At 39.6% G+C, this 26,759-nt stretch carries 24 protein-coding genes and 1 pseudogene; 6 read left to right on the top strand and 19 right to left on the bottom strand.

Features of this window, described 5'->3' with window-relative positions; genetic code table 11:
• Positions 1-214: 214 nt before the first annotated feature.
• The 10 genes from H6G79_RS29385 to serA all read right to left on the bottom strand — a co-directional run bounded on the left by H6G79_RS29385 (position 215) and on the right by serA (position 7,710).
• Positions 215-1,411: a phosphotransferase gene (locus tag H6G79_RS29385; RefSeq protein ID WP_190590049.1), complete on the bottom strand. Its 1,197-nt coding sequence runs from the start codon at positions 1,409-1,411 to the stop codon at positions 215-217.
• A 74-nt stretch (positions 1,412-1,485) separates the two neighbouring features.
• Positions 1,486-1,731 (bottom strand): hypothetical protein, encoded by a 246-nt coding sequence (locus H6G79_RS29380; RefSeq protein ID WP_190590050.1) that lies wholly within the window; start codon positions 1,729-1,731, stop codon positions 1,486-1,488.
• 99 nt (positions 1,732-1,830) lie between these two features.
• Positions 1,831-2,088: a hypothetical protein gene (locus H6G79_RS29375; RefSeq protein WP_190590051.1), complete on the bottom strand. Its 258-nt coding sequence runs from the start codon at positions 2,086-2,088 to the stop codon at positions 1,831-1,833.
• 522 nt (positions 2,089-2,610) lie between these two features.
• Positions 2,611-2,853, bottom strand: a complete 243-nt coding sequence (locus H6G79_RS29370; RefSeq protein WP_190590052.1) for a hypothetical protein — start codon at positions 2,851-2,853, stop codon at positions 2,611-2,613.
• 109 nt (positions 2,854-2,962) lie between these two features.
• Positions 2,963-3,211 (bottom strand): hypothetical protein, encoded by a 249-nt coding sequence (locus H6G79_RS29365; RefSeq protein WP_190590053.1) that lies wholly within the window; start codon positions 3,209-3,211, stop codon positions 2,963-2,965.
• A 104-nt stretch (positions 3,212-3,315) separates the two neighbouring features.
• Positions 3,316-3,567, bottom strand: a complete 252-nt coding sequence (locus tag H6G79_RS29360; RefSeq protein ID WP_190590054.1) for a hypothetical protein — start codon at positions 3,565-3,567, stop codon at positions 3,316-3,318.
• 615 nt (positions 3,568-4,182) lie between these two features.
• Positions 4,183-4,467: a hypothetical protein gene (locus H6G79_RS29355; RefSeq protein WP_190590055.1), complete on the bottom strand. Its 285-nt coding sequence runs from the start codon at positions 4,465-4,467 to the stop codon at positions 4,183-4,185.
• Between the two features lie 368 nt (positions 4,468-4,835).
• Positions 4,836-4,991: a hypothetical protein gene (locus tag H6G79_RS29350; protein ID WP_190590056.1), complete on the bottom strand. Its 156-nt coding sequence runs from the start codon at positions 4,989-4,991 to the stop codon at positions 4,836-4,838.
• A gap of 85 nt (positions 4,992-5,076) precedes the next feature.
• Positions 5,077-5,994: a 50S ribosomal protein L11 methyltransferase gene (prmA, locus tag H6G79_RS29345; protein WP_190590057.1), complete on the bottom strand. Its 918-nt coding sequence runs from the start codon at positions 5,992-5,994 to the stop codon at positions 5,077-5,079.
• Between the two features lie 135 nt (positions 5,995-6,129).
• A complete protein-coding gene (serA, locus tag H6G79_RS29340) occupies positions 6,130-7,710 on the bottom strand; it encodes a phosphoglycerate dehydrogenase (RefSeq protein ID WP_190590058.1) in 1,581 nt (526 codons plus the stop codon).
• A gap of 681 nt (positions 7,711-8,391) precedes the next feature.
• Here serA and H6G79_RS29335 point away from each other — a divergent pair.
• Genes H6G79_RS29335 through H6G79_RS29325 form a run of 3 tightly spaced genes read left to right on the top strand, consistent with a single transcriptional unit; the run spans position 8,392 to position 10,972 of the window.
• Positions 8,392-9,132 (top strand): Uma2 family endonuclease, encoded by a 741-nt coding sequence (locus tag H6G79_RS29335; protein ID WP_190590059.1) that lies wholly within the window; start codon positions 8,392-8,394, stop codon positions 9,130-9,132.
• Positions 9,133-9,175: 43 nt separating this feature from the next.
• Positions 9,176-9,802 (top strand): restriction endonuclease subunit R, encoded by a 627-nt coding sequence (locus tag H6G79_RS29330; RefSeq protein ID WP_190590060.1) that lies wholly within the window; start codon positions 9,176-9,178, stop codon positions 9,800-9,802.
• A 3-nt stretch (positions 9,803-9,805) separates the two neighbouring features.
• The gene (locus H6G79_RS29325; protein ID WP_190590061.1) at positions 9,806-10,972 is read left to right on the top strand and encodes a cysteine desulfurase family protein; all 1,167 of its coding nucleotides are present in this window, start codon (positions 9,806-9,808) and stop codon (positions 10,970-10,972) included.
• On the opposite strand, the pseudogene H6G79_RS29320 reads toward H6G79_RS29325, so the two are convergent.
• The 7 genes and pseudogenes from H6G79_RS29320 to H6G79_RS29290 form a co-directional block, all read right to left on the bottom strand.
• Positions 10,973-11,209: pseudogene (locus H6G79_RS29320) on the bottom strand (element excision factor XisH family protein); the annotation flags it as partial.
• 31 nt (positions 11,210-11,240) lie between these two features.
• On the bottom strand, positions 11,241-14,744 hold the full coding sequence (locus H6G79_RS29315) for a PAS domain S-box protein (protein ID WP_190590062.1): 3,504 nt from the start codon (positions 14,742-14,744) through the stop codon (positions 11,241-11,243).
• Positions 14,745-15,312: 568 nt separating this feature from the next.
• A complete protein-coding gene (locus tag H6G79_RS29310) occupies positions 15,313-16,083 on the bottom strand; it encodes a DUF3891 family protein (RefSeq protein WP_190590063.1) in 771 nt (256 codons plus the stop codon).
• Positions 16,084-16,211: 128 nt separating this feature from the next.
• Entirely contained in the window at positions 16,212-16,907 is a 696-nt protein-coding gene (locus H6G79_RS29305) for a manganese catalase family protein (protein WP_190590064.1), read from the bottom strand.
• A 231-nt stretch (positions 16,908-17,138) separates the two neighbouring features.
• Positions 17,139-17,411 (bottom strand): GlsB/YeaQ/YmgE family stress response membrane protein, encoded by a 273-nt coding sequence (locus tag H6G79_RS29300; protein WP_190590065.1) that lies wholly within the window; start codon positions 17,409-17,411, stop codon positions 17,139-17,141.
• A 539-nt stretch (positions 17,412-17,950) separates the two neighbouring features.
• Positions 17,951-18,709: a chromosome partitioning protein ParB gene (locus H6G79_RS29295; RefSeq protein WP_190590066.1), complete on the bottom strand. Its 759-nt coding sequence runs from the start codon at positions 18,707-18,709 to the stop codon at positions 17,951-17,953.
• 3 nt (positions 18,710-18,712) lie between these two features.
• Positions 18,713-20,089, bottom strand: coding sequence for an AAA family ATPase (locus H6G79_RS29290; RefSeq protein ID WP_190590067.1), 1,377 nt, complete (start codon positions 20,087-20,089; stop codon positions 18,713-18,715).
• Between the two features lie 333 nt (positions 20,090-20,422).
• Between H6G79_RS29290 and H6G79_RS29285 the strand changes: the two genes are divergently transcribed.
• Positions 20,423-21,307, top strand: coding sequence for a ParA family protein (locus H6G79_RS29285; protein ID WP_190590068.1), 885 nt, complete (start codon positions 20,423-20,425; stop codon positions 21,305-21,307).
• A gap of 205 nt (positions 21,308-21,512) precedes the next feature.
• On the opposite strand, the gene H6G79_RS29280 is transcribed toward H6G79_RS29285, so the two are convergent.
• Both H6G79_RS29280 and ileS read right to left on the bottom strand, forming a co-directional pair.
• Positions 21,513-22,118, bottom strand: a complete 606-nt coding sequence (locus H6G79_RS29280; RefSeq protein ID WP_190590076.1) for a Uma2 family endonuclease — start codon at positions 22,116-22,118, stop codon at positions 21,513-21,515.
• 441 nt (positions 22,119-22,559) lie between these two features.
• Positions 22,560-25,442 carry an isoleucine--tRNA ligase gene (gene ileS, locus H6G79_RS29275; RefSeq protein ID WP_190590069.1) on the bottom strand — a complete coding sequence of 961 codons (2,883 nt, stop codon included), beginning with the start codon at positions 25,440-25,442 and terminating at the stop codon, positions 22,560-22,562.
• 166 nt (positions 25,443-25,608) lie between these two features.
• Here ileS and H6G79_RS37020 point away from each other — a divergent pair, with 166 nt between their 5' ends.
• Both H6G79_RS37020 and H6G79_RS29265 read left to right on the top strand, forming a co-directional pair.
• Positions 25,609-26,259, top strand: a complete 651-nt coding sequence (locus H6G79_RS37020; RefSeq protein ID WP_242048609.1) for a DUF6883 domain-containing protein — start codon at positions 25,609-25,611, stop codon at positions 26,257-26,259.
• Positions 26,260-26,286: 27 nt separating this feature from the next.
• Positions 26,287-26,535, top strand: a complete 249-nt coding sequence (locus tag H6G79_RS29265; protein WP_190590070.1) for a DUF4926 domain-containing protein — start codon at positions 26,287-26,289, stop codon at positions 26,533-26,535.
• The last annotated feature ends 224 nt before the right edge of the window (positions 26,536-26,759 follow it).

The raw sequence follows: 26,759 nt of genomic DNA, 5'->3' as shown, positions 1-26,759 counted from the left end.
AGAATTCAGGAGTTAGGAAGCAGTTTTGATGAAGAAATTTACAACCATGAATCAAAGAGGTATTTAACCTACTCCCAACTCCCTTTATTTCTCTATAGATGGTTAATTCTAATCGGACGCAGTGATATGAAAAATCAAGCGTGTGGAGGAGGGTGTAGATGTTCAAAATCCTTACACCCCTACACCCTCAAACCCTTACACCCATTCTTCACCATTAACCTTTGTGCTTAAGCCCTGTCTGATAAACGCTTGACGGTAAGAGTTCTAAAGCTTCAACACCAAAAATTGTTTTTATTGATGCTTGGGGATTACATAGCAAACTCTTAGCAACTTGCAGCATACAAATTCCGATATTACCGAAGGTTTTGTCATGCTGGAGTCCGGCTTGAATGGCGGTAATTAAGGCTAAACCGCAAAACTGCACTACTCTTTCTAAGAAATCTGGACGACGCTGCAAAATTTCTGGGAATTGAGTTAAATAAGTTGACATTAGCGCCGCAATCGAAGGCTGAAGTAATTCTAATGGTGTTGTAGCGAGACGCAATGACTCTTCAATAGCCATCGACTTACTAGTTGTCATACTATACAACCAAAATTGCAAATAGCTGGAAATGAGCATTCCTAAATCATGCGCCGGATCTCCCCAAGCGCCACGTTCCCAGTCAATCAAGCGAATGATACTTTCACCAGACAAGGAGTTGTTTGCAATTGCGTCTTCCCAACTTAAAGATAAAAGAAGATTGTTCAGCTTCAGGTCATGATGAGTCAGACAATAGCGGGTGTAAGAACGGCTCAATTCTGCGATCGCCTGCCCCAAACTATCGTAACGTTGATATAGGGCAAAAAATTTCAATCCCTCACTGGGAACTAGGCCAAAGATTTCTGGAGTAATTCTATCTAGTCCTAAATTGAGATTCGGATTTTTGAGTTGAGATACTTGCTCAGTTTTTTGCAAGAATGCTTCATATTCTGGATGGTCAATTGTAGCACGATGAAGTGATGCTAAAGTTTCGCCCATCACTTTTGCAATCTCAATAGGAAAGACATTCTCTTTGAGATAGAAATCAGCCAAATCTCGATAATTACTCAAATAATTAAAAACAATGATGGAATTTTCGCCATCAAAATGCACTGCTTCTGAACAACAAGCGCGAAGATGATTAATTTCTGGAAAAGTTTGTAAGAACTGATGCACTCTCCATTCGTCAGCAAACTCTCCAGCCGTTTTTCCTTCTCGATTTAGGCGTTCTTGTTTCACTAAAAGTTGCCGATTATCTGGTAAAGTCACTAACAAGTTAAAGTTTTTCGCCGGTTTTAACTCAATCTTTGTTAATGATTGTTCTGCTTGATTACAAAGTCCAACTGTAAGCAAGTATTCCAATACATTTTGAGAGCTTAATAAAAATGCCATAGTGTTAGATGTGGAGAGTTTTTGCAAAATTAACGATGATTGCTATAATCACCGTCTCAATTGTGATGCAACAATTAAAATAAACTAAACACCGAACGGGTAGATTTAGGCTGAGGAATTGTGAAAGATTTTGCTATTGATGAAATACTGTAGATTGCATAAGTGGATAAGATAAAATTCAAGAATGTATAAGCAAAATTCAGAAGTTGCTGCAATTCCGATTCCCCACCATAGATAAATAGAGAATCTCGTTCATTTACTTCAGTCAGGTAGCTGTCTAAGTCAAGAGGACTTAAATCAGTAATGATAATCTTGGCCATTTCATCATTCCCAGAATAGATATAGTTGACTCTCTTGGATTTGATTTTTATCTTCCAATCCATGAGAGCCATCTAGCAGAGTAGTAAACAAAAAACTTATTAGTAATTAGACTTACTAAATGATTTAGCTAGGCTATAAATATGCTGAATAGCATAGACATTCACAAATCCTTCAATCAGTTTATTAAATACACTGATGTATGAATCAGAGCCATAACCGTATTCATAAGAATTAGAGTTATTTCCCCCGTATGCAGTACTCATGTCAACATCACTCAAATCATTAAGAAAGCTTTCAGAATCGTGGAAGAGTTGAGAACCAGCAACATTTAGTTCTGAAAGAGTGATATTAGCCATAATTTTTTCCTCAAAGACTTGGTTGGAATCAGGTTTATTTTTAGGTAATGAAGCTGAATCGCACTTCATTTTTAAATTTAGATTACCGAGTTTCGACACTTAGATAAGCTCAGTAACCACTTTGCTCAATCCTCTTATAATCAGATTGTTGAGCATTGAATGGAGTCGGGAGCATCCCACTTTTTTAATATGTCATTGCGAGCGCAAAGAAGTGGAGTGAAGCAATCGCAAAATCCCTCACTAAGAACGAGTCCATGCGATTGCTTCGTCGTGCCTCCTCGCAATGACAGGATTATTATTTTGCTGAGTAATAAAAACTGGGATGCACCCAATGGAGTCGAAATGCGTCTTCTAAATAATTTTTTCCTAGAGTGCTGACTTAGGTCAATTCTCTGTGATGCTGCACTTAATATTAAGTTGGAGAAATTCAGCCTGCATACTCTACATCAAAGTTGTATAGTGTCGAATGCAGACTGATTTATGGCATCATTGACAGAGAATTATTATTGCACTACAAAGCTATTAGTAGTAGCCGCCGTCCTTAGAACTAAAAGATTTAGCTATGCCAAAAATATGTTGAATAGCATAAACATCAACAAATCCTTCGATTAGTTTGTTGAATCCATAGAAGTCACTAACGTAGCTACCATCAGCACCCTGTGTAGCGATCGCATCAACTTCGCTGAGGTCATTCAAAAAGCTTTCAGAATCTTGAAACAGTTGAGAACCAGCAGCATTTAATTCTGAAAGGGTGATATTAGCCATGATTTTCTCCTCAAAGACTTGCTGAAAATTGATCATTTGTGTGGGTAATTAAGCTATCTTTCACTTAACTATGCTGCGAAAGATAGCTTAGTAGGAAATTACAATGCTATTAATAGGCGGAGTTACTGTAGCCGCCTTTGCTGAAGGATTTAGCTATACCAAAGATGTGTTGAATAGCATAAACATCAACAAATCCTTCGATTAGTTTGTTAAATCCGTAAAAGTCGCTAATGTAGCTACCATCAGCACCCTGTGTAGCGATCGCATCAAAATCGCTGAGGTCATTCAAAAAGCTCTCGGAATCTTGGAACAGTTGAGAACCAGCAGCGTTTAATTCTGAAAGAGTGATATTTGCCATGAATTTATCCTCAAATATTGGATGAGAATTGATAATTTGTCTGGGGAATTAAGCTATCTTTCCCTATTATGTGAAAGATAGCTTAGTAGTGAATTACAAAGCTACTAGACAGCAGAGATACCGTAGCCGCCTTTGCTGAAGGATTTAGCTATGCCATAGACATGTTGAATAGCATAAACATCAACAAATCCTTCAATCAACTTATTTAATCCAAAGCCGTCGTAACCATAGCCATAGCCATAGCCAGAACCACCAGCGATCGCATCAACATCGCTCAGGTCATTCAAAAAGCTTTCGGAATCTTGAAACAGTTGAGAACCAGCAGCATTTAATTCCGAAAGAGTGATATTAGCCATTATTTACTCCTAATACAGTTGCTTGTCATCCAGTAGTTTTTGCAGGCAATTAAGCTTGGTTTCGCTTAACTGTTACTGCAATTTTTATTTATGCAACCTATAAAAGTCAACGCTAAAAACGCCATTCAAAAGACATAAATAAATGTCTTGCGTCTATTTGAAACATTAGTGGGATATATTGACTTTTCCGAAATAAAAATAATTTGAAGAATAATACCATTTCACGAAATTACTGATAGAAATCGCTTCCTCTGCAACTCTGCTTCTGGTCGCCGAGCGAAGTCGAGGCGCTACTTGCATATCCGTATCATTTTTAAAGTGAAATGGTATAACTCATAAATCAGAATAGTAGGTTGGATGGAGTGATAGCGTAACCCAACAAAGTCTGGAGAATGTTGGGTTCTACACAAGTCTAAGATTGATATATTTGTAAAATATTTATCCATAAAAAATCCCCAACTTATTAAATAAGTTGAGGATATACAACAGCATATTTTTATCAATTCGCTAATTACTGAAATAAAAAATCGTGCGTTTTAAAACTAATGCAAGTTAGAACACACGATAATCAAGAATGAATTAGCTACTAGCGTGTTGATACCCATTTACTAAAAATCAATACTCAATGTAGTAACCTCCATACCGTGACCTTTGACCATAGCGGTTGTTAGGTTGTTGTTGCTGTTGTTGCAAGCCAGCGATTGTTTGTTCTAGTTCCGTTGACACATCCCGCAGAATATTATTGATATTTTGCTGCGTTTTTATGAGGTCGCTAGTGTCAATTGTGATTGAACTTGAGCTTGCACCTGCTTCCACCTTTGTGGCTTCTCCAGCAGTCAGTTCAGTAATATACTGTTCGTCACTACTGGAATAGAGGTCTGAGATAGTTATCCTTGCCATTTATTCACCTCCACAAATTTGGTGATATTAATTAACGCTGCACAACATCTAAAATGTCTCTCTTATATTCTGTATACGCATTAAAAAAATTCAAGATTTTTTAGCTGATTTTTTAGACACAATTCAAGGAGTTTCGTCTATAAAAGCGCAAAATTAATTGTGGTGTAAGTTGTTAAGTCTAAGCAGTTCTGTTTGGTATATGACTAAAGGAGTTCAACAATTAACAGTTGAATAAACGAAGGTCTGATTCTAAATTGGGCAGAATCTTATACCATTTTGGATTTTAGATTTTGGATTTTGGATTGGGAAATTGCTTACTGGTGAGCTTTTCAGTAACCCATTTGTCGCAATCATTTTTCAAATTGGTATTAATAGCGCAAGTTTTGACTAGCAATACGCTGGATTTCTTCAAGTAACTGGCTTGGTAGGCGATTTTCCAATGCAGAATTATTTCGTTCTTGTAGCTCATCGGCTGTTTCACCGCGTAACAGCCAGCGAATTTTGCAACAAAATGAGATGAGCAAAATTAAGAGACGTTTCAGGAAACGTCTCTACAAAAATTTTGTGAATACATAACAAAAGCCAAAAGGTGCTATTTGACGTATCAAATCAAGAACGCCGTGCATTTAAACAGCACCATTCTTTCTTTTTCCACAAAGCTGCAACCACCCAACCATTTTTTTCTAAGGCATCGGCTACGGATTTAGATTGTTCGATTAAAATGCCGCTAAAGATTGCCCAAGTGCTAGGTTTAGCGATCGCAGTCATTTCGGGAACCAACTGAATAATTACATCAGCCAAGATATTACAAACAATACCGTCTACTGGCTTGTCGATGATTGTGTTTAAAACATCTACACTGCCTTCGGCGGGAATCAAGCGTTCTGGACTAATGTTATTCAGGGCGCGATTACTAAAGGTTGATTGCACTGCCAAGGGGTCATTATCCACTGCATAAACTTTTTCGGCTCCTAGCAAAACTGCACCGACAGATAAAATACCAGAACCACAACCGATATCTGCAATTGTGACTGGTTCTTTTTCTGCATTGCCCACAAACGATTGCGGGACTTCACTCAAGCGCATTTCTAAGGCTTCTAAACACAGTTGAGTTGTGGCATGGTTTCCTGTCCCGAAGGCGACACCAGGATCAAGGAGAATGATTAATCGTCCTGAGTTTTCTGGTGTTGGTAGCCATGCAGGGTTAATCAAAAAGCGATCGCCAATTTCCAAGGGTTGCCAATATTGCTTCCAGCTACTCGCCCAATCTTCTTCATCAATTAACTGCCAATGTAAGCTCGGTGCAGACATTCCCACACACAAAGCATCTTGACGTAACCGCAGCGCCAATGCTGCCAAATCGAGTAACTGAGCTTGAAATTGCGGTAAGTAAGCCTTAACTAAGGAGGAATTTCCTTTGCGTTCGCTGGCTGTTCCCCGACTACCAAAATCTTCCAGTCGCCAAAAGATAGAATCTTCTAGCTCTGGTTCACATAAAATTTGCAGTTCCCACCAAGTGTTTGCCATATCTAAGTGCTGAGTGCTAAGTGCTGAGTGCTGAGTAGAGATGCAATGCGTCTGTGCAAGAGTGATGAGAGTGGTAAGTTGCTTTGAACTTCTAATATTCTTCACTCAGCACTTTCAACTCAGCACTCAGCACTTTTAAAGTGTTACTGTATAAGCGTCACGAATCCCTTGTACTTTGGTGATTTCCGCCAAAATGCCATCGGGTAAGGGATCATCAATACTCAAAGCCATTACCGCGTCACCACGGACGATTTTCCGCCCCACCTGCATACTAGCAATGTTGACGTTAAAACTACCGAGGAGAGAACCGAGTTTACCGATAATTCCTGGCATGTCGCGGTGTAGGGTAAACAGCATGTGTTTGCTGGGGGGAACGTTAATGGGGAAGCCATCAACGTCTGTGAGGTGAATTTCTTTTTCCCCCAACAAAGCACCTGTAACTGAGTGAGTACCTAAAGTACCTGTGGCTTCCAAGCGTAAGGAACCAGCATAGTCCCGCACGGAAGCATCCCTGGTTTCAATGACGCGAATTCCCCGTTCCTTGGCTTCAATGTTGGCGTTGACGTAATTTACTCGTTCCCGTAGAGCTTGGTGAAGTAGACCTTTTAAGGATGCGACTACTAGGGGCTGACTCTTATTAGTGGCTAGTTCCCCTTGCAGTCTGACTGTGAGTGTTTCGACGCGACCGCCAGCTAACTGACCAACCAAGTTACCCAAGGTTTCAGCCAGTTGCATGTAAGGTTTGAGTTCTTCTAAAACATCGGGGCCGAGTCCGGGAATGTTGACGGCGGAACGGGCGGGGAGTCCTAATAAAACATCGCGGATTTGTTCAGCCACGTCAATGGCAACGTTGACTTGCGCTTCTGTGGTGGAGGCTCCCAAGTGGGGGGTGAGGATGATATCTTTGCCGAGCGATCGCAATTCTGATTCACCCAAAGGTTCTGACTCGAACACATCTAAAGCTGCCCCAGCTATTTTACCTTCTTTGATGGCTGCGGCTAAAGCTGCTTCATCAATAATCCCGCCACGCGCACAGTTAATAATCCGCGCTGTCGGCTTCATTTTTGCCAAAGTTGCAGCGTTGATTAAATGGGTAGTTTCTGGGGTTTTGGGAATGTGGAGTGTGATGTAGTCTGCTTGCTGGAAAAGTAAATCCAACTCTACTAACTGACAACCAATTTGTTCTGCTCTTTCGTTGGAGATAAAAGGATCATAGGCGAGTAATTTCATTCCCATTGCTTTAGCCACACTCGCAACGTGGGAACCAATTTTTCCTAAGCCCACGATACCGAGTGTTTTTTTGTAAACTTCCGCACCAACAAAAGTTTTACGATCCCACTCTCCACTTTTCACCGAAACATTAGCATCAGGAATGTGACGGGACAAAGCCAACATCATTGCTAATGCGTGTTCTGCTGCTGCGATCGTATTTCCTTCAGGGGAATTAACTACAACAATGCCTTTGCGGGTAGCAGCAGGCACATCAACGTTATCTACCCCTACACCAGCACGACCAATAATTTTTAACTGTGTGCCAGCCTCAATAATTTCTTCTGTTACCCTAGTACCAGAACGAATCATTAGCGCATCGTAATCACCAATAATTTCGATTAATTCTGCGGGTTTTAAACCAGTTTTGATATCAACTGTAGCAACTTGGGATAAAATATCAATCCCAGCTTGATCAATAGGATCGGAGACAAGAACCTTGGACATGATTACTTCATTTAAAGCTAGAGGTTTTGCTGCACAAGACTTTTTAGTTTAGTCTTTATCGGTTACAATTCAGCAAAAATATTCGTTTCATTATCAATTTAGATTGCTATCAATTTAGATTTATGAGAATGTCATTTTAAGCAAAGCAGCGACCAGGATAGTCTGGGGGAAGCACCATAAATATTTGATACTTCTGTGACATCCTCTGCAAACAACATCTTTAAAGCAATCTAAAATCTCAACCCAAAATTTAAAATTTTTTGACGCTGCCTCCTAATCTCGGAAAAAGAGTGGCTGATAATAAACCCTCTCGTAAATATAAACCAATCAGAGATCCAAAAAACTAATATCTTTATTAATCATCGTAGTAGGGGCTAGAGGCTAGGGATTAGGGAGTATAAAATTTTTCTCCTGTAATACCATTTCACGAAATTACTGATAGAAATCGCTTCCTCTGCAACTCTGCTTCTGGTCGCCGAGCGTTCGCGCAGCGTCTCCGTCAGGAGAAGTCGAGGCGCTACTTGCATATCCGTATCATTTTTAAAGTGAAATGGTATAACCTGTAACCTGTCACCTATAACCTTTCACCTATTCATCCGAAATCGCTATAATTCTGGTGAGGATATTGGCGTGGATTCATAGATTAAAGCCCAGTATCCGTAAGTTTTGGGGAAACTAGCCATGTTAGAGTACAACTTGCTGAGGTACTTGCCCTCTGCTGAGGAACTACCAGACTCTGATGAAACACCAGTAGATAATGAACTGCAAGAATTAATCCCAGGGTTACTCAAAGCAATACTGTTAATACTTTGGTCAGAACGCATGGACTGGTTTTTTGGCGTAGATATGGGTATTTATTATCACCCTGATGAACCGCCAATTGTCCCCGATGGTTTTTTAAGTTTGGGTGTAGAACGGTTCTATGATGAAGAACTGCGTCCGAGTTATGTGTTGTGGGATGAAAATGTTCTGCCAACTTTGGTGTTAGAAGTAGTTTCGCCCAACTATCGCAAAGAATACAGCGACAAGTTAAAAGAATATGAGGCTTTAGGTGTACTTTATTATGTGATTTATTCTTCTCGTCGTCGCCGCAAACCTCGCTTAGAAGTGCATAAGTTAGTTAATGGTAAATATGAATTACAATCAGGCAATCCTGTGTGGTTAGCAGAAATTGGCTTGGGAATTGGTTGTGAACGGGGAAATTACTCTGGTGTCACTAGAGAATGGCTTTATTGGTATGACGAAGTTGGAAACAGATATCCCACACCCGCAGAACAAGTTAAACAAGCACAACTACGGGCTGAGTTAGCAGAACAACAAGTTCAACAAGAAATACAACGCGCCCAACAGGAAGCACAACGCGCTCAAAAATTGGCGGAACAATTAAGAGCTTTGGGTATAGATCCAGATACTCTTGATTAAAAGTTAATTTGGGCATAATTCATCCAAATTCACGATGTTAAATATGGTTCAAGTCGTCCAAGCGCAAAATATCGGACTTGCTTATTTAGAGGAAAGATTTAGCCTCCAAATTTCAGAAAATGAAGGATTTTTCACAGAATGGCTGGAAAATTTACCGTCAGTGACAAATTTAGATCAACAATATTTGGATAGAGTCAAAGCTAATTTTTTAAGTTTAGTTAAGCGTCCACCAATTTTAGAAAATGCCGTCAAAATGGTGGTAATATCGCCTCTATTAGACTTGGCGGGATTTTATCGAGAGCCTTATGCGATCGCCACCGAAGAATCTGTAGAAATTACAGTCGAAGATGCAGAAGAAATTGTCAGGGGCAGAATCGATGTCTTGGTGATTAAAGAGCAGTTTTGGTTGTTGGTCATCGAATCGAAAAGAGCCAGTTTATCTCTTTTAGAAGCGATTCCCCAGGCTTTAGTATATATGTTGGGTAGTTCCAATACAGACAAACCTGTGTTTGGACTAGTTACAAATGGAGAAGATATTCAATTTATTAAGCTAATAAAATACGATAAACCTCAATATGCTTTGTCTGATAAATTTACTTTATCTAGGCGAGAAAATGAGTTATATAAAGTTCTGCAAATATTAAAAAAACTCAGTCAAGTTTTACATTAATTTATGTCTCATCGTCCGATTTATCTTGATTGTCATGCGACTACACCAGTAGATGAACGAGTGTTAGCAGCAATGTTGCCTTATTTCACCGAAAAATTTGGCAATCCCGCTAGTATTAACCATGTTTATGGTTGGGAAGCCGAAGCGGCTGTGAAACAAACGCGAGAAATCTTAGCAGCAGCAATTAACGCCACACCCGAAGAAATTGTCTTGACTAGTGGTGCAACAGAGGCGAATAATTTAGCCATTAAAGGTATTGCTGAAGCTTATTTTCAAAAAGGTCAGCATATTATTACTGTAGCGACCGAACATAAAGCAGTTTTAGACCCTTGTGAGTATCTGAAAAGTCTGGGGTTTGAAATTACAATTTTGCCAGTACAACAAGATGGGTTGATTGACTTAAACCAATTAGCAAAAGCCTGTCGTCCAGAGACAATTTTAGTATCGGTGATGGCGGCGAATAACGAAATTGGGGTGTTGCAACCTTTAGCAGAGATTGGGAAAATATGCCGCGATCGCAATATTATTTTTCATACCGATGCTGCCCAAGCTATTGGTAAAATCCCCTTAGATGTGCAGGCGATGAACATTGATTTAATGTCGTTGACTGCTCATAAAGTATACGGGCCAAAAGGTATCGGTGCATTATACGTCCGTAGACGTAACCCTAGAGTACAACTTGCACCCCAACAACATGGCGGTGGACATGAACGGGGAATGCGTTCAGGAACTTTGTACACACCGCAAATTGTTGGTTTTGGCAAAGCTATAGAACTGGCTTTAGCAGAACAAGCGACGGAAACTGCACGTCAGACTCAATTAAGAGAAAGTTTGTGGAAGCAATTATCCCAGTTAGAAGGAATTCACCTTAACGGACACCCGACGCAGCGACTAGCGGGAAACTTAAATATCAGCGTTGAGGGAGTTGATGGCGCTGCATTATCCCTCGGACTACAACCTGTGATGGCGGTATCTTCTGGTTCTGCTTGTTCATCGGCAGTTACCGCACCCTCTTATGTTCTCACAGCCTTGGGCAACTCTGAGCCACTAGCTTATGCTTCCGTGCGGTTTGGCATTGGACGGTTTAACACAGCCGCAGAAATTGATATAGTAACGAAACATGCGATCGCCACCATTCAAAGTTTACGTAAACAGAAAACCTTGGTTTAGTCAGGGGCTTGTAGCTTTTAGGGTGGGCAAATGCAGATAATTTAGGAATAAATTGTCATGATTGCGCTTGATAATCATTTGGGCTAATTGGCGTTGAAAATAACTGTTATATGTTCCCTGTGTAATCGCTAAATAAAGTTCAAAATCTAAAGCTGTCTCTAGTAAAATATCTCGATAAACTACATATTGACCCATCTCTTGCTCTAAATCATTAATAAACGCGCGACCTAAGAAACTTTTGACTTCTACATGCCCACCCTACCCCTACCTATTCTCTGCTATAAATCAAACTGGCTATGACTGCTGCTAATTCTGCTGGTTCGATGGGTTTGGTGAGATGTCGCTGAAAGCCTGCGGAGATAATCTTTTGGGAATTAGCTTCACCAGCAAAAGCAGTTAAAGCGATCGCAGGTAATATACTGGCAGGAGTAGTCTTTCTTACCTGCTCAATCAGCATATAACCATCCATTGTGGGCATCCCAATATCACTCAACAGTAAATCTGGTTGGGTTTGAGCGATCGCTTGTAGGGCATCTGGGGCTGAGTTTACCGCCTGGACTGTTGCACCATACTGTTCCAAAAGAAAAGTTAGTAAATTCAACGTATCCACATCATCATCGACAATAACTATCTGCACGCCTTGAAGATTTGGGGTATTTTCAATTAACGGATAGTTGGGCAATGTTTCAGCCGCAGCCACAATTAATGGTAACTGTACGGTAAAAGTTGCGCCTAAGTTTTCTCCGGGACTTGTGACTTGCACAGAACCACCGTGGAGTTCGACAAGATGGCGCACAATGGCTAATCCTAATCCTAGTCCACCAAATTTTCTGGTTGTGACCTCATCGGCTTGACGGAAGCGTTCAAACACGAATGGGAGAAACTCTGCACTAATGCCTTTACCTGTATCTGTAACTTGAATTTGGGCAGAATTACCAACGGTTTCTAGTCGGACTTCTACTCTACCGCCTTCCGGTGTAAACTTTACTGCGTTGGTGAGGAGGTTCCAAATAATTTGTTGGAGGCGGTTGGGATCACCTGCTACTGGTAGCGTACTCACGGCAAAATCTGTTTGTAGCGGAATTGATTTGCTTTCGGCGGCTAAACGCACAGTCTCTAGTGCAGCTTCTAGACAAGTTACTAAGTCAACTGTGCAGATATTCAAACTCAGCTTACCGCGCAAAATCCGTGAAACATCAAGTAAATCATCAATTAATCTGGCTTGTAATTTAGCATTACGCTCGATGGTTTCTAGGGCTTGGGTGGTTTTAGCTGCATCTAATCGGCGGCTTTTGAGTAGTTTTGCCCAACCGAGAATCGGATTTAGTGGCGATCGCAATTCATGAGAGACAATTGCTAAAAAGTCATCTTTCATCCGGTTGGCTTTTTCTAGTTCTATTCTGGCTGCACGTTCTCGTTCTAATGCTTGCACCCGTTCAGCTTCGGCTTGCTTGCGTTCGGTTAAATCTAGAATAAAGCACACCCAGCGAAATGGATAGCGTGTTAATAAAGTCGCACCCAACAGAATCGGCACACGCGAGCCATCTTTGCGGATATATTCTTTTTCAAACGGAGTGCATACACCAGAAACAAAAACTTCCTCTACCTTGGCTTGATCGAGTTCTCTATATTCTGGTGGTGTCATATTTTGCCAACGCAGTTTCCCCGCTAATAAATCTTCTTGGGTGTAACCAAGCATTTGTAAAAAGGCATCGTTGGCGAAGGTAATTTTATCTGGTTCGGCTTCAATAATTCCGATGATGCTTGATTCTAATAGCTGTCGCAAGCGAGATTCGCTTTGTTTGAGTGCTTCTTCGGCTTGTTTGCGATCGCTAATATCAACATTAACTCCTACCATCCGTAAAGGTTTACCTTCGCGATCGTAGTAAACTTTGGCTCTAGCATGAAGCCAATGAATACTGCCATCCCGCCACACCACCCGAAAATCTGTGAAAAACTGGCCTGTTGTTAAAGAATTCACGATATCTGCATGGGTTTTGGCTAAATCGTCAGGATGAATCCATTGTTTCCAAGCTTCATAAGTTCTGCCAAATTCACCTGGTTGTAAACCGTAAATTGCTTCTAATTCTTTTGACCAAATATTGACGTTAGTGGGGATATGCCACTCAAAGCTACCAATTTTACCAACGGATTGGGCTAAATCTAACCATTCTTGCTTTTGGCGTAATGCTTCTTCGTTACGTTTATGTTCAGTTATATCTAGAAAAGCCCCAATTACACCCCTAATCTTACCCACCGAATCACGTAAAGGTGCGGTTTTGCCGTAAATATACTGGACATCATCTTCACCAAAAACAAACTCAAATTCTCCCTCCATTTCTTGACCAGTTGCACCAGATTGCTGCATTGGGAGTTCATGGAGGGGAACATCTTGACCATTTTTTTGAATTTTAAATGGCCAAGGGTATTCTCCACTGGCTGGAGTTGCTGTCATAATTGAGCCTGGTTCTAGGCGCATTAATTTATACGCACTGCGGTTAACTGTCATTTGATGACAGTGGGGATCTTGAGCAATCCAAACTGCGGCCGGTACAGTTTCCATGATGGTTTCTAGTTCTTCAGCCCTGGCTTTGGCAAGTGCTTCACTCTGGCGCAATTTGGCTTCGGAATGCTTGCGTTCGGTGATATCTACATTCACAGCTACAGCGTGAATAATTGCGCCGATTTCATCGCGGATCGGGATAGCAGAATTCAGGATGGTTTTGCGTTTACCATCAAAACTTTCAATATCAATTTCTTCGCCAATGACTGTCTCACCTGTCGCCAAAACTCTAGCTAATGTCCATTCGTGGGCAGCAATTGGTTTACCTGTATCTGCCCACCATCCTTTATATTCATGATATTGGCTGGGATCATCCAAACAAGGGGCATTTTCTCCCCAAATTGCTTTGATAGCTGGATTAACTTCGATAAATTTGCCTTGAACATCAGCAATCACTACTCCTACAGGCAAAATATCGAGCATGGCACGCAACAATTGACCTTCGCGATCGCGCTTGGCTTGTTCTTGCGCTAAAATTGCCTCGGAATGCTTGCGCTCGGTAATATCAGTTAGCATTGCAACCATACCAGAGAATTTGCCTTGCTCATCTAAGATTGAGCTAAGAGCAGCAATTACCCAAAGTTTTGATGCGTCTTGGCGGCGTAAGCACAGTTCAAATTGTCGTTTTGTTTCTTCGTGCTGTTGCTGATTTTGTTCTAGCCATTGCTGAATTTCGCTTTGAGCATTATGTTCTAAAAAATCAAAAATGGCGCGATCGCTCATTTCATCTACACTATAACCAAGCATTGTAGCTAGTCGGGAATTAACCGATTCTGTTTTTCCATCTTGGTCAAATATCCATATCCCTTCATAAGCTGTCTCCAAGAGACGGCGATAATTCACTTTCAACTTTGCCAACTTAGACTCAGATTTCTGCTTGGCAATATATAACTCTGAATTTAAAGAACTAATTAATAATGCTGTAAACCCAAAAACAACTAGCTGTAGTACATCAGCCCCGGTTTTGGGTAGTAGAGAATAAATGGGCGAAATGAAAAAGTAGTTATTGACTACAACCGCCAACAAAGTTGCCCATAAGCCAGAAACTAACCCCCCATACCAACTACTAAATAATACAGCGACAAAAAAAATTGGCGAGACTTCTAGTTTTAACAAGTTATCCAGCGTTAAGCCTAATAGCAGCGCCATTAACACCGAGAACACAGAAACAAAGTAACGCTGCAAATAGAAGCACTGGAGCTTTGACATACTGCGATTAATCCTTGGCAGTCACCTGTCTCTAAGACATAAAATGTTTATTCCGTCTCGGCAACCATCCTGAGTTATATCTTATCTAAATATTTAAGTTGTATGCGTATCACTGGCGTAAACCACGGGTGATTTAAAGACTTAATAAAGTGTTACATAATATACTTGTCATTTCCCAAAACAAGTGATAACTTCTAGTTGTGTGTGAGGAGCAAGTTGAAAATAAAAAGCGCCTGGGGTGGAAACACGGCAACACCATCAGGTGCTTTTTATTTGGGTTAGAAATACTAACATAGTTTGTGCAATTCGTAAAACTGTCACACAACAGATTTACTAATTCAAAAAACAAATGCTATTTTATATTTGTGTGTGAGGAGCAAGTTGAAAAGAAAGAGCGTCTGGGGTGGAAACACGGCAACACTCCCGGACGCTTTTTCATTTGTATTTTTCGATGGGTTTAACTAGTACAGGTCGGTGTAAATAAACAGACCACACTTCGACCAAACGGCAGTTGAGCGAAGCCGAAACTCAGTGACCATAAGGAATTGCTAAAAGGCTTGTAGTATCACTATTCTTTCTTTTTCCTTTTGCCTTTTGACTTTTGCTTTGTTGTACTAGCTACAAAAGTCCACTCTAGTACTGTGATGGGAGCTTGTTGGAGAGCTTGAATCAGTTTAGCGGGAGTAGCAAACTTGACTTGGGATAATTCACAAGCTTCGACATTGACAGTGAATTTTTCGTCTTCAAACGGCCAAGGTTGGACTGTGACTAAAGAGTCTGTGCGTTGCATAATGTCATAACGTTGACCATCAGACCCTGTGTTAATTTCTAAGAAGCGTTCATCCGCAGGTAATTCTTGCTGACAGAGAATTAGAGATAGGCGATCGCACCACTGCATAAATGCGTAAGCTGTATCCACTTCATCTTGCGTTATTCCTAACTCTTTACGCCAGTGTTCTTGGTTTTTTACTTGTTCGTCTAAAAACTTGTCTAATTCTGGTGACTTACCACGTTTAGACTCATTTATCCGACACAGGTGCTTAGAAATTAAAAGAGTTACCCAGCGTCCACGATAGTGAGCATTCTTAATCAGATTCGCCAACTTATCAACGTTGATTTCAGGATTCAACATAAAATCCATTGGTGCGCCAGCTTCCGTCAGGTTATCTTCTTCCCACTCTTTTTCTAAGTCATCATGATGAGAAATTGCAGCTAATGTTTCATATAACCTTGGTGGTGCATTTTTCCGCCGCCACTGTCCGGCTAACTGTGCTGCAAGTAAAGCATGAGCGCGATGATAAATTACTTCCCAACCATTTTGTGTAGGTTTAACAATCACTAATCAATCTCCCTAGAAAAGTAATGGGTTTTGCATTAAAAAAGCAATAAAATAAGTCAGGGAAGAAACTCCCACTGACTTAAGTCATAATTATTGAGGGTTGACAAGGAATTAGGAGGACAGAAACTTTAGTTAGTTTTGCTTTCTAAAGGATTAGCAACGTATTTGAAAGCAGGTTCAGAATTCCAGGGGCCGCGCTCATCGTGACCATTGCCATTAGTAGATAAGTTATAGTAAATATTCACTGTTTCATCAGGCTGAATATTACCGAAAAATGGATCTGTCAATTTACCCACAGAATCTAATGCTTTCATAAACATCTGGGTATGAGAAATTTCTCTGGTTAACAAATGCACCAAAGTATTTTTTGTCCCTTGATCTGGTGCTAATTTAATTAACTCTTCGTAAGTTTGACGAGCGCCAGCTTCAGCCGCAATATTCGCTCTTAAATCACGAACTACATCGCCACCTTCGTTGATATAGTTAGCTGTCCAAGCATTACCTTGGCTATCTAAAAAGTGGGGGCCAATACCGCGAATAGCGAACAGAGTACTTTTATAAGCATCTGTTTGGTCAGTATTTTTAGTATGAGCTTCAATTAATTTACCAACCATTTCTAAATGCCCGAATTCTTCAATGGCAATATCTTGCAACATATCTCGAATTCCAGCATTTTCCACATGAAAAGATTGCACCCAATATTGCAAAGCGGCGGTTAGTTCTCCAGTTGCACCGCCAAACTGCTCAAGCAGTAACTGAGCAAAACGGGGATTGCTGTCATTAACATTGACAACATGAATTGGATCTTTCTTATGGAAAAACATGCAAGACCTCTGGGATTATTTTCAACAAAACATAGTGGGCAATAAATTTATTGCCTTGGCAGTTGAGAGTTTTTAACTGCTTTTATAGATAAACAATATGATTAGTGTGTTGTTGGCAAATTAGCTTTCTACAGCAGGTAGGACAAAAGTATATTTCGGGGTTGTAAAGAGTGTTATTGGTAAAATTTACCCAACACACTCTCGGTTTAATAATGGTTTACTCACAAGAGTTTAAGCGTTACTGCTTCTTCGCAGTAGTCCCCATAAGTAAATAGCAATAATGGCACCAATGATTGCTATAAATAAGCCAGGAAGACTAAAACTAGTGGCTGTCAATTGCAAAGTCCCTGTTTGCAACAAAGTATATAAACTTCCGCCAAGAAAAGCACCAACAATCCCTAAAATCATTGTGGAAAGAATACCGCCACCTTGATAGCCAGGGTAAATGGCTTTAGCGATCGCACCAGCTAATAAACCTAATATTATCCAAGCAATAATATTCATAACGACCTCGAAAATCTCATCTGTACTCAGATTAACAACATTGATTTATTGGCGTTTCTTCCAGATGAGGTAACTTTTGAAGTCAAAAGATAGATAGATTTTTCTCTACCAATTTATATATAACAATACCTAAATATAGCTATCCTATTTGAGATATGAATAAGATAATTCAGAGCGACAAGGGAGACAAGGGAGACAAGGGAGATATATGTTTGTAACTTGCTTAGGCTTGCTATATCTCAATATGCTTGTAGTTTCTCAGTAACAAAGAAGGTGGTGAAATATGAGATATTTACATAATAGTCTATTGAGAATTTGCAGGCGATCGCATTACCAAAGCCTTAAACACCCAGTTAATTTATCGATAGTTTGAATGAAAACAAGCTAGAGATAGTTTTGATATTATGTGCGATCGCTAGTATATTTATTATGCGAAGGTTCTAAAACATGAGTTTTGATCCTCACGCAAAGGCGCAAAGAGTTATAAGATTAATGTATAATGTCTAATATTTTGTCTTAACTTTGCTCATAAGTAAGAATTACTTAAATACTAGACGAGACCAACTATCAATAATATCAACCATTTTATCACCACTAATACCTTTAACTTGTTTTTTACCCGATGTAATTGTTACTCTTGCTATAACATCTTTTAACGAATCAAATGGTTTCTTTTTACGAACTTTCTCAATACTTTCAGCAACTTGAGCTGCTTTCTTATCTGTAAATCCGGCAGTTCTTAATCTTAAAGTGAGTTCTAGCACATTTAAACTATTAAATGCTTCTAATGGTGTAATTTGTTTGGGTATTTGATTTTCAACTGACTTTATGTATTCATAGAGTTTTTGTCTTTCTTTCTTTTCTTGCGCTAATTCTAATCTTAAGTCATTAATTTGCTTTTCTATTAAACTAATTTCTTCCTTTTCCAAGCTTAGTTTAGATTTGTTTGTTTTTGTCGATACTATATTTTCTTCTATAGTATTAGAATATTTCAATTCTCGAAATGCTGCTACTTGCTTCAGTAGCATATCCTCATTTTTAGGTGAAATTACAAAAGCATTAACCATTTCACCCTTTCGGGGATTTTTTTCTTTTGCTTTTACAGCAGCATAGTACTCAAAATGCCCATCAATAACTGTATAATTTTCGGCATCTGTCGGTTTTAATACTAATGGTCTTATAATTCCTCCACTTTCTAGAATAATCTCTGCCAGGTTATCTAAATCAGCTTCAGAAAAATTTGAACGAGGTATATTAGAATTAATATCTTTCACGTCTACAAGATAAAATTTCATCATTAATTAACCCTCCATTTTTTGTAAAACTTCATCTGCTAAAATTTCAAACTCCATAGCAGATTGTTCAGCATTAGATTTAATTTCTGCATATTTAATAACAGACTTGGGATCTGGATACTCTAATTCTCCAACTGTTATTGTTTGATTCATACACTCTGACAACACTGTTCTATCATAAATTACTGCTTCGAGCAGAGGTAGATTATAGCGTTCTAATATGACATCTCTCTGTTTTGGAAAGGTATATTGTAAAAATTTAGCATTCGTAGAAATTTTAGAAGCAAGAACGCCTATTATATTAATGGGTAATTTGCCTATATCATCTCTATATTCATTAACTTGTTTAATAAAATTTATTACTGTCGGTAAACCTTGATTTGCAAATGGTTTTAAATCAGAAGGAATTATTAAGTAATCAGCTGCAATCAAAGCAACTTCAGCATAATAATCCCTTGAGGGAGGCGTATCAATAATTACAATATCATAATTACTTTCTACCATATTCAATTTTTTTACTAACCTACGTCTAGTAGCAGCAATTTTGTTTAATGTATCTTGATATTCAATCAAGGTTATATGAGAAGGTATGACATCAATCTCAGGATTATTAAAGTATTGAGACTGACGAACAATATCTGGAATATAATTAAATTCTCCTGATTCTATTAAATGGTATACATTTTTGTCTTTTAAATCATCATCTTCTTCAAATTGAAATTTAATTAGCCCTGTAGCAAAAGTGGTGTTTGCCTGGGAATCGATATCAATTAAAAGAACTCTTTTACCTTTTTTACTTAAAGCTGCTGCAAGGTTAACAGCAATAGTTGTTTTTCCAACTCCGCCTTTATTATGGTAGATTGCTATGGTCTTCATGTAATTCTTGCCCTGTTCTTGTGAATTCAATTGTTCTTGATAATCAGCAATTACAATTTTATCTATTACCTGATTTTTGTTGAGACTATCTCTACCAATCAAGCTTTTAATTTCTTCTATTTTTATCTCTACATCTTTACCTGCACAAGAAAAAACTAACTGAATATCATCACCTGATTTTTGATAAATTCTAATCTCTTTACCGTTAGTCAATAATCCATATCTCACATTCAAGCTGGTTAAATAATGCCTGAGTCTGAGAAAGTGATTATTTAAGTTTTGTTTAGGATGCTTTGCTTCCATCACCACACTCAATGGCGAGTTAGCGTCTATGACAAATGGTAGAACTTGTGCGGCAAATGCGAGAAAATCTAGGCGGATGCTACCAACGGCGACTTCTTGATGCCAAGTGTCTGGTGTATATCCTAACTGTGGTAGCAAATATTGGACTATGAGTTTGCTTTCAACTTCACTTTCGTTACGGCACAACTCAGGATTGAAAGCCAAATTATTTACCTCGATAGAATTTAATTTATTGCATCATGCTTATATCTGTTTGATTCTGCCACAAAATTACTGGCTAAGATTGTGTATAAATATTTTTTAAGTATTTGTAAAAAAAATAAATATCATTTTGAACAGAGTAATTTCCACAAACCTCAGATCCCCAATTTCTTCCAAAAGTTGAGGATCTGTTTGTTGGGGAATGATTCAAGACTGCTATAATTTGAAGGTTTTAATTTTTGATTTCCCACAAATATTAAATTTAACGAAAGTTTTAAGCGTTCAGGATGGGTGTACGCTACCTAGATGGGAATGCGTCATCAGAGGAATTAACCAATGGGATATGTAATTGCTACTGCAAATATGAAAGGCGGTGTAGGGAAAACGACTCTCACCGTCAACTTAGCTACTTGTTTGGCGAAAAATTACGGTAAAAAGGTACTGGTATTAGACTTAGATACCCAAATTAGCGCCACACTTAGTCTGATGTCGCCTTTAGACTTTGCCAAGCGGCGCAAACAAAGACTGACATTTAGATATTTAATCGATGATGTCATTAATCCAGATCCTAACAGCAAGCTGACAATTAACGATATTATCCAACCTCAAATTTGTGGACTTAGCGAACTAAGTTTATTACCGGGTGATATCGATTTATATGATGAGTTTGTTGTCTCAGAAATGCTGCACAAACAAACGGTTGCTTTTGGTGAACAAAACTTTGAAAATGTCTGGAACCGTTTTGAAAGAGTATTGATAAATAACATTTTAAAACCAGTGCGTGATGAGTATGATTTTATTCTGTTAGATTGCGCTCCTGGTTATAATTTGCTGACTCGCAGTGCTTTAGCTGCTAGTGATTTTTACATCCTCCCTGCCAAGCCAGAACCTTTATCTGTGGTGGGAATTCAACTTTTAGAAAGACGCATTGGCCAGTTAAAAGATAGTCACGAACATGAAGCGAAAATAAATATTAAAATGCTGGGAATTGTTTTTAGTATGTGCAATACTAATTTACTGACTGGCAGATATTATAAACAAGTTATGCACCGAGTTGTGGAAGATTTTGGTGTAGAACAAATTTGTAAGGCACAAATCCCAGTTGATATTAATGTGGCGAAAGCTGTTGATAGTTTTATGCCTGCTGTATTAAATGCACCTCAATCTGCTGGTTCTAAAGCATTTTTGCAGTTAACGCAAGAGTTATTGCAAAAGTTGTAATCATCATTTGTAGAGACGTTATATATAACGTCTCTACTTTCGCACAATAATGGATGCTCTGGTAATTATCCCATATAGCTTGAGTAGTTCCAGCAGCGTCAATCAACGCTGACAGTTAAACTATTATGCAATGAGAAGTTATTTATTTGCAGGTATTAAAATAATGAATAAGAGATTTATTAAGTTTCTTTATAATATTATCCGTTTACCAAATTTGACTTAAATCTAAAACAAATCCTGGTAATATATCTTCACCGCTTAATGTTGAAGGATTATCTAATTCTTCTACAGCTTGTTCAGGACGATAAATAAATACTTTTTGTTGTTTTCTATCTATTAACCAACCTAATTCTGTACCATTAGCTATATATTCTGCCATTTTTTCTTGTAATGTTTGCAAATTATCTGTCTCTGAACGCAATTCCACTACAAATTCAGGACAAATAGGCGCAAACTTCTTTCTTTGTTCTACAGGTATTGTTTCCCATCTTGCTTTTTTTATCCAGGCTGCATCAGGAGAACGCACTGCACCGTTAGGTAAGGTAAAACCACCGCTAGAACCAAAACCTACACCCGTACCATCTTGCTTTGTCCATATCCATAATTGACCAGTTAAATTAAAATTGCGTTCATCTGTTTCCGCGCCTGTGGGTGGCATAATTAATAATTCTCCCTGGTGATTACGTTCAATGCGAAAATCACGGTTTACTTGACAGAAATCAAAAAGTTGCTCGTCACTCACGATGATGTTTGGTTGCATTTTCAACACCATTCCTAAGAAGTCTGTGGTTACAGGTGATTGGGTGTTCATCATCTTGGAAAATATAAATTCCTATATAACGTGATGTGCTACTTATTCTTTAAACCCCTCTCCAAACCTCTCCCCGAAGCGGAGAGAGGCTTTGAATTTTGCTCCCCTTCCCTCGTAGGGCTATCCATTAGTCACATCTTTCTTAAAAATCCTAAAACGCTTGTTTTGTAGTCATCTTGAAGACTGAGGGGTCAAGCATACTTGACAAATTCGCTCTTTATCTTCTCGCTAAAATTGGCTTTTTATTGAGAATTAAGAACGAAGTAATCAGGGTTAGAAAAAGCGTGAGTGAATACTCTCATAAATGTTGAGAAAGATCCGGGTAATGGATAGCCTCGTAGGGAAGGGGTTGGGGGTTAGGTTGGAGAAAAAGTTGCACACGGCGTTAAACAAATGTAGAGACATTTCATCAAACGTCCCTACATTCATGTTAAACCTGTTTTAAAACTCACCAACTAAGGCGGGAATGCACCTTTCGCACAATAAAGGATGCTCTTGTGATTCTCCCACATGAGTTGAGTAGTTCCAGCAGCGATCGCATTTTTCGCCTTCTGCATTCACTACCCCAATTTGCCAGTCTACGGTTTGCGCGGTGTATTTTAATCCTTGCAATTTCTCCGCAGAGTCTAATACTTCCACCTGAGATGTCAGCAATAAATACCGCAATTCATCAATACCATTACCCTTGGTTGGGTTAAAGGCTTTGATAGCATCACCTAACTGTTTGTGAGGGATATGAATCAAAGCTTTAGCTTCCAGGGAAGAACCAATCATTTTTTCTATCCTGGCTTGTTCTAGAACTTTGTTAACATCGGTGCGGAGTGAACGCAGAGTATCCCAAAATTCCCCTAAGTCTGGATTATCCCATTCATCATCTAACTGCACCCAACCAGCTTGAAACACTGATTTGTAAGGTGTTTTATAGGGGAGAAATTGCCAGATATCTTCCGCAGTATGACAGAGAACAGGTGCGATCGCTCGTGCTAAATTTTCTAAAGCAATGTGTATCACTGTCTGACAACTGCGACGGCGAAAAGCATTCGGCGCACTGATGTATAGTCTATCCTTGGCGATATCTAAGTAGAAGTTGGATAAATCAACAACGCAGAAATTCTGCACAGTTTGGAAGAAACGGAAGAATTGGAAACTTTCAAACGCTTCTGTAACTTCCTGGAACACCTCACGTATGCGGTGCAGCATATATTTATCTAACTGCGGCAAATCCTCGAAAGGTACTGCATCTTTTTCTGGGTCAAAATCATGCAAACTTCCCAACAAGAACCGCGCCGTATTGCGAATCTTACCGCGCACATCGTTAAGCTGCTTGATGATATTTTTCCCAATGCGGACATCACCGGAGTAGTCTACCGAAGATACCCACAATCGCAATACATCTGCACCATAAGCTGGGTCTGATTTTTGATTTTTCCCGCCTTCAATGATGGCATTGGGATCAACCACATTTCCTTCTGATTTACTCATTTTCCGACCTTGTTCATCCAAAGCAAAGCCGTGAGTTAAAACAGTTTTATAAGGTGCAATGCCATTTACCGCTACACTAGTCAGCAAACTCGACTGAAACCAACCGCGATGTTGGTCGGAACCTTCCAAATATATATCGGCGGGGTAGCGTAACTCTGGACGTTGCTTAAGTACAGCCGCCCAAGATGAACCAGAATCAAACCACACATCCATTGTGTCTGTACCTCTGCGGTAAGACTTGCCATTGTTGCGATAAGATTCTGGTAATAATTCCTCTACCGACAATTCCCACCAAGCATCAGAACCTTTCTCAGCGATGATGGCTTGAACGTGGTTGATAGTTTCCTCATTTAACAGAGGTTCATTCGTTTCCTCATCATAGAATACCGGAATTGGCACACCCCAAGAACGCTGACGAGAGATACACCAATCAGAACGTTCCGCCACCATTGGCGTGATACGATTTTCACCTTGGGCTGGTATCCATTTTACCGATGCGATCGCCTTTAATGCTTCCTCCCGAAATCCCGCCACCGAAGCAAACCACTGTTCAGTAGCCCGGAAAATCGTTGGTTTCTTCGTCCGCCAGTCGTAAGGATACTTATGGGCGTAAGCCTCCTCCTTCAACAGCGAACCCGCCGCCGTCAGCGCATCAATTACTGCCTGATTCCCATCACCCAACACATTCAACCCCGCAAACTGTCCCGCTTCCTCGGTAAAGTTGCCGTTATCATCCACTGGCGCAAGAATCGGCAAACCGTAACGCTGACCCACAATGTAGTCTTCTTGACCGTGACCAGGGGCAGTATGTACTAACCCAGTACCTGACTCAGTAGTGATATAGTCACCACCTACAACCACCGGACTTTCCCTGTCATATAAAGGATGACGGTAAGTAGTATGTTCTAACTCCTTACCCTTAAAAGTAGCCTTCACCGTCAACTCAGCCGAGATAGTCGCCGCCAACCGTTCCACCAAATCCGCCGCCACAATCAGGTATTTAAACCCTCTCTGCGCCTCTGCGTCTCTGCGTGAAACCTCCACAACCGCGTAATTCAACTCGCCATTAACCGCCACCGCCAAGTTACCGGGAATTGTCCAAGGAGTAGTAGTCCACACAGCCACACCCAACTCTGGCAAATACTCACCCAAAACAGATTTAACTGCCTCAGCCAAACCCGTCACAGGGAACGCCGCATAAATACTCCGCGAAGTATGCCCTTCTGGATATTCCAACTCCGCCTCAGCCAAAGCTGTTTTAGAACTCGGACTCCAGTGAACAGGCTTCAACCCACGATAGATGTAACCTTTCAAATACATCTGGCCAAAAACCCCAATTTGCGCCGCCTCATATTCCGGCTTCAGCGTCAAATATGGGTTATCCCAGTCGCCCCAAACACCATAGCGTTTAAAATTCTGGCGTTGGTCATCTACCGTTGCTAAAGCAAATTCTTTCGCTTTTTGCCGCAATTGCAAAGGCGTTAAACTCTGCCGTTCTGCCGACTTGAGATTTTGCAAAACCTTCAACTCAATTGGTAAGCCATGACAGTCCCAACCAGGCACATAACGAACCTTCCGCCCTTGTAACAACTGGTAGCGATTAATAATATCTTTGAGAATTTTATTTAAGGCATGACCAATATGCAGAGAGCCATTTGCGTAGGGAGGGCCATCGTGCAGTATAAATAATTCGCCTGGATTTTCTTGCGACAGGCGTTCAAAAATTTGATTGTCTGCCCAAAACTTTTGGATTTCAGGTTCACGCTTGATGGCGTTAGCCCGCATCTCAAAATTAGTTTTAGGTAGATTTACAGTGTCTTTGTAGCTTCCAGTTTCCGTCACAGCTTCATGCCTAAGAATATATGTGCAGGTTCTATCAATTATAGAAGATGGCAGGAAGTCTCAAATTACTTGTTTTGCTCACCCCAGCGCATAATAAGTAATAGGCATTTAATTATAATGTAATTTATACAATTAGTAATAAGTATAGTTACCAAATAAAATATATATGACAAAACCAGATGAAGAAGAGAATTTGAAAGAAGAGATTGAAAAAGCTCTCACCGCCATGAACAACTATATCAAAGAAGGTTATGATGCGCTTGCTAATCAACAAGACATTAGCGATAGAGAAATATATCAGCTATTCGCAGAAATAATGGGACAAGAACAAGCTGATGAATTGTTGAGTCAAAGAAAATGGAATACAAAACTTTTATTAAGGGATATTTCATTATTTCTAATGAAAGAACCTGAGTACCGCAAAAAATTTGAAGAGAGGGGATTCAATCATGAAGAAATTACTAAATTACCTGTGAATTTAAATTTACTTCCAAATTCAGAAAATGCAGTTGTTGACATTCGTAAACTTCGTGACTACTCCCTTAATCGAGAACATCCTACAGGAAAGGATAAAGCCCGTCTCTTTTCTTCAATTTTAGGTATGACTGCTGAAAATGCTGAGGAATTACGCCAAATTATTTTGGAAAAAGTCAAAACTCAAGAAGTTAGTTTGAATAGGTATGATGAATATGGACAACGCTACACACTAGACTTTACTCTGGAATGGCAGAATAGAACTGCAACTATTCGCACTGGTTGGATTATAAAAGATGGTTCTGATGTTCCCAGATTAACTAGCTGCTATCCTTTGCTGTAATGTTGTAATATGTGGAGACTATATTAAATGACTACAAATACACCAAAGTTGCTGGATATAGTAGCACTCACAATTGATCTGCCTGAATATAATTTGTTGCGTGGTCAAGTTGGTACGATAGTTGAAATGTTAGCGGATGGTGCTGCATTTGAAGTAGAATTTAGCGATCGCAATGGTCAAACCTACGAATCAGTTGGTTTACGTCCAGAGCAAATTATGGTTTTACATTTTGAGCCAGCATCACCTAGTTCAGTAGCAGAAATGGTTACAGCATAACTGAGTGTAGGCGAGTTTCAGAATTAGTAAAGCTCAAGCAAAAGCACTGGGAGAATTTTTTCATGTGTCTCCTGCATTACAGCACCTACGGCTGTTATGAGGTACAGTAGCAGCAACTAGCAAACCAGTTTCTTAAATGTTGAGGATTTATTAAGTCGAGTGCAACTGAGATTAGTTTATCAACCATTTCTGTTGTAGTTGGAGCAAAATTGCGTAAAAAAGAT

Origin of the sequence: Anabaena sp. FACHB-83, from assembly GCF_014697485.1 — a bacterium.
Taxonomy (GTDB): Bacteria; Cyanobacteriota; Cyanobacteriia; order Cyanobacteriales; family Nostocaceae; genus Nostoc_B.
This window is presented reverse-complemented; position numbering and strand designations above follow the sequence as displayed.